The organism is Cyanobium sp. Alchichica 3B3-8F6, from assembly GCF_024346435.1.
Taxonomy (GTDB): domain Bacteria; phylum Cyanobacteriota; class Cyanobacteriia; order PCC-6307; family Cyanobiaceae; genus Cyanobium_A.
Genome location: NZ_JAGQCZ010000031.1, coordinates 1 through 8,426, shown reverse-complemented (window position 1 = coordinate 8,426; position 8,426 = coordinate 1). Strand labels below are relative to the sequence as shown.

General features: G+C 66.5%; 10 protein-coding genes and 1 pseudogene. 5 read left to right on the top strand and 6 right to left on the bottom strand.

The genetic code is table 11. The features are described from left to right. Positions 1-108: 108 nt before the first annotated feature. A complete protein-coding gene (locus KBY65_RS13745; RefSeq protein ID WP_255001959.1) occupies positions 109-1,056 on the top strand; it encodes a glycosyltransferase in 948 nt (315 codons plus the stop codon). Between the two features lie 87 nt (positions 1,057-1,143). Then, complete coding sequence (locus KBY65_RS13740) at positions 1,144-1,365, top strand: hypothetical protein (protein ID WP_094561392.1); 222 nt, start codon at positions 1,144-1,146, stop codon at positions 1,363-1,365. A 1-nt stretch (position 1,366) separates the two neighbouring features. On the opposite strand, the gene KBY65_RS13735 is transcribed toward KBY65_RS13740, so the two are convergent. The 5 genes from KBY65_RS13735 to KBY65_RS13715 all read right to left on the bottom strand — a co-directional run bounded on the left by KBY65_RS13735 (position 1,367) and on the right by KBY65_RS13715 (position 5,640). Continuing rightward, positions 1,367-2,218 (bottom strand): acyl-CoA desaturase, encoded by an 852-nt coding sequence (locus KBY65_RS13735; protein ID WP_094561391.1) that lies wholly within the window; start codon positions 2,216-2,218, stop codon positions 1,367-1,369. A 66-nt stretch (positions 2,219-2,284) separates the two neighbouring features. Next, entirely contained in the window at positions 2,285-2,578 is a 294-nt protein-coding gene (locus tag KBY65_RS13730) for a cell division protein SepF (RefSeq protein ID WP_094561390.1), read from the bottom strand. Between the two features lie 43 nt (positions 2,579-2,621). Then, entirely contained in the window at positions 2,622-3,827 is a 1,206-nt protein-coding gene (locus tag KBY65_RS13725) for a glycosyltransferase family 2 protein (protein ID WP_315860091.1), read from the bottom strand. Between the two features lie 4 nt (positions 3,828-3,831). Further along, complete coding sequence (locus KBY65_RS13720; RefSeq protein WP_255001958.1) at positions 3,832-4,215, bottom strand: hypothetical protein; 384 nt, start codon at positions 4,213-4,215, stop codon at positions 3,832-3,834. Positions 4,216-4,449: 234 nt separating this feature from the next. Beyond that, on the bottom strand, positions 4,450-5,640 hold the full coding sequence (locus KBY65_RS13715) for an NAD(P)-binding protein (protein ID WP_254987753.1): 1,191 nt from the start codon (positions 5,638-5,640) through the stop codon (positions 4,450-4,452). A 59-nt stretch (positions 5,641-5,699) separates the two neighbouring features. On the opposite strand from KBY65_RS13715, the gene KBY65_RS13710 reads away from it, so the two are divergent. The 3 genes from KBY65_RS13710 (at position 5,700) to KBY65_RS13700 (ending at position 6,784) form a co-directional block, all read left to right on the top strand. Further along, entirely contained in the window at positions 5,700-6,149 is a 450-nt protein-coding gene (locus KBY65_RS13710; RefSeq protein WP_094561387.1) for a DCC1-like thiol-disulfide oxidoreductase family protein, read from the top strand. 17 nt (positions 6,150-6,166) lie between these two features. Next, positions 6,167-6,550: a hypothetical protein gene (locus KBY65_RS13705; RefSeq protein WP_094561386.1), complete on the top strand. Its 384-nt coding sequence runs from the start codon at positions 6,167-6,169 to the stop codon at positions 6,548-6,550. Between the two features lie 75 nt (positions 6,551-6,625). Next, on the top strand, positions 6,626-6,784 hold the full coding sequence (locus KBY65_RS13700; RefSeq protein WP_198953890.1) for a hypothetical protein: 159 nt from the start codon (positions 6,626-6,628) through the stop codon (positions 6,782-6,784). 256 nt (positions 6,785-7,040) lie between these two features. Here KBY65_RS13700 and KBY65_RS13695 read toward each other — a convergent pair. Continuing rightward, positions 7,041-8,299, bottom strand: a pseudogene (locus KBY65_RS13695) (cation:proton antiporter); the annotation flags it as partial. Positions 8,300-8,426: the final 127 nt, after the last annotated feature.

Below are 8,426 nucleotides of genomic sequence, written 5' to 3'. Positions count from 1 at the left end.
GCAAGCTGAGGGAGGGAGCACTGCTCAGGGCCGCTCAGGCCCCTGCAAAGAGCAACCCTCCGAGCTCACCCCCAAGCAACGGGGAGAGGGGAAGCTGTGCCTGCTGGAATGTGCGACAGGCTCCTAGCCGCCCAAAGCCTGCACCCCCTCGAGGTGATCGTCATTGACGACCACTCCAGCGACGACACCGCCGCCATCGCCCACGCCGCCATCGCCCACGCCGCCGGCGTCACGGTGCTGGCTTCGGCACCGCTGCCGCAAGGCTGGTGCGGCAAAACCTGGGCCTTGCAACAGGGGGCCAACCGCAGCCAGGGAGATCTGTTGGTGTTCCTCGATGCCGACACCGAGCCCCGCCCCACGTTTCTGGCCCAGCTGGTGGCCAACCACCAGCAGTACGGCGGGTTGGTGTCGGTGCAGCCGTTTCACCGCACTGAACAGCCCTACGAGCAACTGTCGGTGCTGTTCAACCTGGTGGGGCTGATGGCGGTGCCCCTGGGGCCGCGGGTGGGGGTGGCCTTCGGGCCAGCAATGGTGACCAGCCGCAGCGATTATGGGCGCATCGGCGGCCATGCCTCGGTGGCCGGGAAAGTGGTGGAGGACTGGTTCCTCGCCCATCGTTACGAGGCCGCCGGCTTGCCGGTGAGCGCGTTTCTCGGCCACGGCAGCCTGGCTTACCGCATGTATCCGGGCGGCCTGAGCGACATGGTGGTGGGCTTCGACAAGAACTTCGCCACCGCAGCCGGCGAGGTGCGCTGGCCCTGGATGGTCGGGGTGCTCCTGTGGCTCTTAGGGCTGTTCTGGGCCGCCTGGTGCCTGCCTGCTGCCGTCCTGCACTGGCCCATGGTGGGCGATCCCGCCCTGGCCCCCAACCTGCTGGTCTACGTCGGTTATGCCCTGCAGCTGCTGGTGATCACCCGACGCCTTGGCACCTTTGGCTGGATCAACCTGGTGTTCCCCGTGCCGGTGCTGTTTTTCCTCGGGGTGTTCCTGCTGGCGATTCTCAACCTGGAGCGAGGCTCAATCAACTGGAAGGGGCGCCAAGTCCCCACCCGCTAAGCGATCGTTCTGTGGCACCTCGCTCGCAATGTCGCGAAAACCCTGAAGGCCGTCGCGATTCCAGCGAAAGGGACTCAGAATTGCCTCATGGATGATCCCATCGCTTCGGGTCGTTATCGCGTTCGCGCTGTCGTCGAGCGCGAGCAGAGTGTGCCGCTGCAGGTGCAGGCGGCCCGTTTCAACACCCGCGATGACGCCGACACCTTTGCCCACCTGGCGGCCAACGACCACCTCCAGAGCATGGTGGTCGAGAAGCTGGCCCCAGGCGGCTGCTGGCTGCAGCTGAGCCTGGTGGCCGGAGCCATCTGACTCAGTCAGCGGCGCGGGCCAGTAGGGCACGTTGACTCGGCACGCGCAGATCCCAGGCCCAACCACAACGCTCCAGCAGGCGAATGAAGCGGTAGGTGGGATCGATCAGCAGCCGTGGGCGACCAGCGTGCAGGGTGATGCCCTGGCGCACTGACGCCTGGAAGGCATGGTGGAGATTGTGCCAACCCTCACCGAGCGTGATCAGCGCCACAAAGCCGTTGTTGCGGCTGGCATCACCGGTGGCAAAGGGCTGATCCCCGAGCAGGTGGGCCAGGGAATTGACACTGGCCACACCGTGGAACAGCACCGTGGTGCTGAGGCAGAAGGCTGCCAGCCAAGGCAGACCCCCCAGTTGCCAGGACAGGCCAGCCAACAACAGTGCCGGCACGAAATGGAGCCGATCGATCAGTCGCAGCACTGGATCCGCCTCCACGTCGGCCGGCAGGCTGGCCGGAAAGAAGCTGGAGCTCAGCAACCACCCCACCTGGGAGCGCCACAGGCCTCGCCATCCCGCCGAGGGCGCCAGGGGGGTGTGGGGATCGGCGGCCGTATCGACGTGGCGGTGGTGCTCCTGGTGATGGGCCTTCCACCAGCTCGGCCCCATCTGACCAGCCGAGGCCGCCACCGCGGCCCCGATCCAGACCACCGGTCGGGCGGCGCGATAGCTGGCATGGGTGATCAGGCGGTGGTAAATCGCCGTGGTGGCGAGCATGCGCACCAGGTAAAGACCCAAGCCCCAGAGGGCTGCCCCGACGCTGAGCCCGGTCCAGAGGAGCAGCAGGCAGCCGAAGTGACTGGCAATGATCAGAACAGGGCCGAAGGCGTATAGAACGCGACGTAGACGGGGAACCAAGCCCTCTCCTGAGCAATCGCAAAGCCTAGGAGGCAGAACGCTGCAGCCTGCGGCACCGGATCTTGCTCAGCGCAGGTTGCGCTCAGGATCGGGGCCGCCAGGATCGCGACGCAGGGCCACGATCTCTGGCACAAAGATGAAGGTGAGCGGATCGAGGCATTCGGCCTGACCATCGATGGCGCTCACCCCCCCGGCCACAAAGTCGATCAAGCGCTGGGCCTCGCTGCGCTCCATCGCCCCGGCATGCACCACCACGGTCTTGCGCTCGCGCACGTGGTGCACGATCCACTGCGCCTCCTCAAAGCGGGTGGGGTGGAACACCACCACCTCGGGCAACCAATCGCCAAATGGGCTCTGCATCCCTGGGGCAACCCCGATGGCGCTGTGCCCTCAACGTATGGCCCTAACCCGGGCTCTGCAAGGAGCGCCCCCGCCAGGTCCAGCCCCGGCCGCTGAGGGTCTTGATCACTGACACCGGAGCGATGGCGCCGATCACCAGCCCGCCCAAGCCTGCCAGCCACCACCAGTCGAGCGGGGTCGCGAAGCGACGGCGGCTCCACAGCCGGATCGCCAGCTGCAGGGCAATGCCCAGCAACGCCAGCACCAGCGGCAGGAGCGCCAGTGGAGCAGGGCCCTGCCAGACCAGCCACAGGGCTGGGGGCAGCAGCAGCCAGGGAATGGCGTAAAGCTGCACCACAACGGCGCCGGCCCCCAGCGCCTTGAGCACGTCGCGGTCGAGGCCCAGCAGCCAGTTTTTGGTCCAGCCCTCCCACAGACTGGCGAAATCCCCGTACATCCGCAGGGTCAGCCAATCGAGGCCCAGCAGGTAGCGCAGCCGGAACCCCTGACCCTTGATCGCCCGCGCCAGGGCAAGGTCTTCCACCACCTCGCCAGCCACGGCGGCATGGCCACCCACGGCGCGGTAAGCCTGGGTGCAGAAGAGCAGAAACGGCCCCGCCGCAAAAGCCAGGGGATCGGCGGGATCGTTGGCCCGCGCGATCGGGAAGCCCAGGCCCAGCAGGCTGGCGATGATCGGCTGCACCAGCCACTCCGCCAAGCAACCGCAGCGCAGGCGCGGCGCCAGGGTGAGCAGGTCGGCCCCATGGGCCTGCGCATCCGCCAGGGCAGCCCGCAGGGCCCCGGGCTCCACCCGCACGTCGGCATCGATGAACACCACCCAATCGCTGTCGAGCTGCTCACTGGCCCGGTGACAGGCCCAGTTTTTGCCCACCCAGCGCTCACCGGCCGGCCGGGCGCCGGCCTGCAGCAGGACAAAGCCGGGATTTCCCGCCGCCGCGGCCCGGGCCAGCTCAGCGGTGGCATCGCTGGAGTCGTCATCCACCACCAGCAACGACCAGCGCGGGCATGGGTCCTCACTGGCGAGGATCGCCGTGACGCAGTCGCCGATGTTGTCGGCCTCGTTGTAGGCCGGCACCACCACGGTGCAGGAGGTGGGCTTTTGGCCAGACAGGGGGGCTTCCAAGCCGCCAGCGCCGGCAGGAGCCGCTTGCAGCACCGGCGCCGTGCGGAAGGTGCGCTCCAACAACGCCAGCATCACCCCCAGCCCCAGGCACGACACCAGGGCCAGAGCACTCAAGAGGCCACTCACGAGGTCAGGGGCAGCGATGGTGCAGCAGCCGATCGGCGGCCGCACGACGGCAGACCCGGCGGAAGGGGGCCAGGCCAATACCAAACAACTCCTCAAACAGCCGGTTGGCCGCCATCACCGAAGCCAGACCGCAGCGATGCACCTGCTGTTGGAGGGTGGATTGGGGATGTTCGGCAATGCCCTCAAACAGGCGGCTGAGGCGAAAGTGCTGCAACGCCTGAAACGGTGTCTTGCCTCGGCAGTGGTCAAAACAGAGATCAAGCCACTCGGCACTCACCCCGATCGAGCTGGCCATCACCTCGAGTTCGATGTTTTCAGAAAAGTGATGGGCGAAATAGCGGGCTGCCTGGTTGACCACATCCAGCTGCTGCGCGGGAGCCACAGGCAATTGCCGCCACCGCCGGGGCAGAGCATGCCGGTCGGAACAGGCAGCAGTGGGTGGGGGAACCGGCCGCATGGCACTCCAAGACGCAAAGGACGTCTCTGCTCCAACTGATAACCCCCCCGGACCAGACGCGGCAATCACATCGGTCACCGTCCGGGGGAACTGTCGCAACGCTGCATCAATTGAAATGAAACAGCCGTCTGAAATGAAACAGCCGTCGCCATCAAACAGCCCCGCTCAAGTGAAGGCCAACAGCTCATGGGCCAGCAGCTCACCGCTGCGCAGGGCCCCTTCGATGCGCCCAAAACCGACACCGGCGATGAAGTCGCCGCAGAAGCCCACCCGGCTGCGGGGGCAGAACATCAGCTCTGAGGGCAGCCCCGGCGCCAGGGGGAAGGCGGCACCCCAGCGCATCAGCTGGCGGTCGGTTTGGCCCAAATCAAGCCGAGGCAACCAGAGGCCCATCACCTGCTCCAAGGCGGTGGTGAGGGCCGCCACCACGATGTCTTCGCGGCCTTCATCCGGGGGCAACTTCAGCATGCGGGCCACGGCGGAATGGGTGCCGTACACATCAAGGTGGTCGGCGGCAAAGGCATGGGTGGAATGGGCCACCACGGCACAGCGTCCGTCAGCCAGGGGCTGAACGGTGATCCGCTGCAGCCCCCAGTGCTGCTGGGCCGCCGCGTCCAAATGGAGCAGGCCGAAAGGCAAAGCCCGCCAGGGGCCTGCTGCCACGGCATCCAACATCACCAGCAGGTTGCTGCGGGCCTCGGTGCGGATGCCGGCGATCAAGGTGAGGGCGTGGTCGAGCTGCAGATCCGCCAGCGGGGCCACCGCCTGCTTCAGAGGCACGTCATCCCAGCCGAAGATCATGCGGCTGCGGGGGTGGGCCAGCAAGGTGCTGCTCAGCACCAGCCAGTGGGCCTGGCCCAGCAGCTCCCGCTCGCGGCCCCACAACTGCCAGACACCGTCCTCGATGCTGAGGTGGCGCACGAGGGTGCCGTAGTGGGCATCGACGTTCTCGCCGGCGAGGTGGAGCAAACCCTGGCCCAGATGATCCATGCCACCGGCCCCCCGGTAGAGCTGTCCCAGCCCCAGGGCATCGGCCTGACCCAACTTGAGGGTTGATTCCCCCTGCAACTGGGCGATCACCCCCGACCAGGGCTCAAGCCAACCGCCGGCCAGCAGGGGCTGGAGCAACAGCGGATCGGTCTCTCCAGTGATGTTGAGCAGCGGCGCTCCGTGGTCGATGCGCAGCGCGGCATCGTGGCGGGAACGACGGGTGCTGGCCCGCCCGCCGGGCCCGCGACCGGTCTCCCAGAGGCTCACTGAGCCGCGATGGCCCAGCCGCCGCAGCTGGGCCACAAACGCGCAGCCCGCAACCCCGGCACCGATGACAGCAATGGATTCAGGGCCCGATCGGGGCATCGACACCAACGAAGCCTGCGTTGCCTTCAGGATGACAGCGATCCCCAAGACTGCAGCCGATGGCTGACCACCCGGCGTCTCTGCAAACGGCATCTGTGCAACTGGCATCAGAGCAACCGGTGCTGGTGTTTGACGGCGGCTGCCCCTTCTGCCGCCACTTCGCCGAACTGAGCGAACTGCGCAGTGGCATCGCGGGGCTGACGATCCGGGATGGGCGCAGCGACCACGCTCTGCGCCGGCAACTGCGTCAGCAGGGCTGGGACCTGAGCCAGGGAGCGGTGGTGCTCGCTGAAGGGCGGGTGCTGCACGGCGCTGAAGCGATTCAGTGGATCTGCAGCCGGCTGCACCCCAGCACCTCCCTGCTCCAGCTGCTGGGTCCCCTGCTGGCAACGCCGCAGCGGGCCCGCCGCACCTATCCACTGCTGCTGCTGGCGCGGCGGTTGGCCCTCGCTATCAAGGGCCTACCGCTCGACCCCGACCAAGCCGTTGGCGCCGGTCGCAACAAGTAGCGTTCTCTGCAAAGGGAGTGGTTGTGGCCCGTTTTCTGGTGGTGCTCAAACCCAGCCCTGCCATGGCGCCAGAGGCGATGCTTGGGGCCCTCCATCCGGTGCTTGAGGCCCTGAATGCCGAGATCGAGCACCGCACCCCGGCCCACCTCAGCGCCATGATCCGCGGAGGCGGCGAAAGCCAGCGAATGCAGCTGTTTGCCGATGTGCAATCGAAAGCCGACGGCAAGGAGCTGGAGCTGGTGCTGCTCAGCCGCGAAGCGATGGGCGCCACCGCTCCTCACACCCGCAAGGTGTTTGAGCGGCTGCTGGAGCTGCTTCAGCAGCACGCTCAGGCCATGCCCCTCAGCTTCCGCTCCGACCAAAACGGACCCCTTCCCCACGCCTCCGGCGTCAGCGGCTGAGCACATACAGCGGTTTCACAAGCCCGCCGCTAAAGGAAGGCTTAAGATTTAGGCAATTGGTTTAGGGACCAGTCCGTGAACGACAACCATCCCGTGTTGCTCTCTCTCGACGCTGAACTCAACAGCCTGCGCAGCGCCTACTCCGAGCAGCCCAACGAGCAGACCCGCTACCAGCTCGTGCGCCTCGAACAACTGATCCACCAGTGGGCTCCCGGGCACGGCAGCGTCGGCTGATTGCTCTCAGGGATTGCACCACGGGCCATGACCCGGATCAGCGGCCGAGAGTCCATCGCGGCGGGGCCGCGCCATCTGATGCGCTTCGTCTGATGGCCCCAGGCGACGCAGCCCCAGATGTCTGCAGCGGTTAGCTCTGTGGACGTGCCGCACGAGCGACAGGGAAGGCGAGGCCTAAGGGTGCCATGACTCCGCGCCAAGCCACACCTGCGCTCCGAATCGAGCGCATGCGGGGGGGGGTGTCAGGGGCACAGGGTCAGGCTGGCTGCTCTGACTGGAGACTTCCGCCCTCGCCAGGCTCGCTGGGAATCACAATCCGCAGCAGGATCGGCGCCAAGAAAGTGGTGCCAATCACCATCAGCAGGATGGCGGCCTCCAGGGCGGGGGTGAGGATGCCGGCCTGGCTGCCAAGGCCCAGAAAAATCAAGCCCACTTCGCCGCGGGGCATCATGCCCAGCCCCACCACCAGGCGGTTGGTGGGTTCCGTGCTGAGGTAGCTCCAGCCGGCGGCCACCTTGCCGGCCATGGCCACCACCAGCAGGAACGCGGCCACGATCAGGCCCTCCCGATTGGCCGGATCGAAGGGGTTGAGCACCGAAAGATCCAGGCCGGTGCCAATCAGCACAAAAAACACGGTGGCAAACAGGGCCACCAGGGGCTTCACCGCCGCATCGACGTCGTGGGTGTGCTTCGAGGCGCTCAGGATCAAGCCAGCGGCGAAGGCCCCCAGGGCCGCCTCCAAGCCAATGGCCTGGGCGGCAAAGCAGCACACGGTGAGCACCAAAAGCTGGCCACGGCCACATCGCCGGGCGCCTTGAGCTGATCCACCACCCAGTCGAAGGCGGGTGCGGCCTTACGGCTCAGCACCAGGGCCACCGCCACAAATGCCACCGCCGCCAGACACAACTTCAACACCGGGCCCAGGCTGAAGGCGCCACCGCCCACGATCGCCACCACCACCGCCAGGATCACGATGCCGATGATGTCGTCGAGCACAGCGGCACCGATCACGATCTGGCCCTCGCGCCTCTTGAGCCACTTCAACTCGCCAAACACGCTGGCGGTGATGCCGATCGAGGTGGCCGTCATGGCGGCACCAGCAAACACCGCTGGAATCAGCGGCACATGAAAGAGGAAATAGAGGCCAGCCGTACCCAGGGCAAAGGGCAGCACCACACCAGCCACAGCCACCGTGGTGGCCTGAACGCCCACAGCCACCAGCTCATCGAGCTCGCTCTCCAAGCCCGTGAGAAACAACAGAGCAAACAGCCCCAGCTGTGACACCGCCTGCAGGTTGGGGAAGGTTTCGCTGTAGACCTCGCGCGCCGCCTCAGGACTGATCTGAGCCAGGGAGGCCAGCAGGCCGGCAACTCCGGCACTGAGCTGGGCCTGGGTTTCTGGCGGCACGATCAGATGCAGGCCCGAGATCCCGATCAACACCCCAGCCACCAACTCCCCAAGGATGGTGGGCAGCTGCAGCCGCACCATCACTTCGGCGATGGCCCGAGCGGCGATTGTCCCGCGTCAAGCCCCTTGGCCGACGCTTTGCATCAATAAGATGTTACCCATTCTCATTGACACCTGGTAACACTGCCTTCTCCTCTGGTTCTGCCTCTGCTTGAGCCTTGGGTTGTGGTTCCAG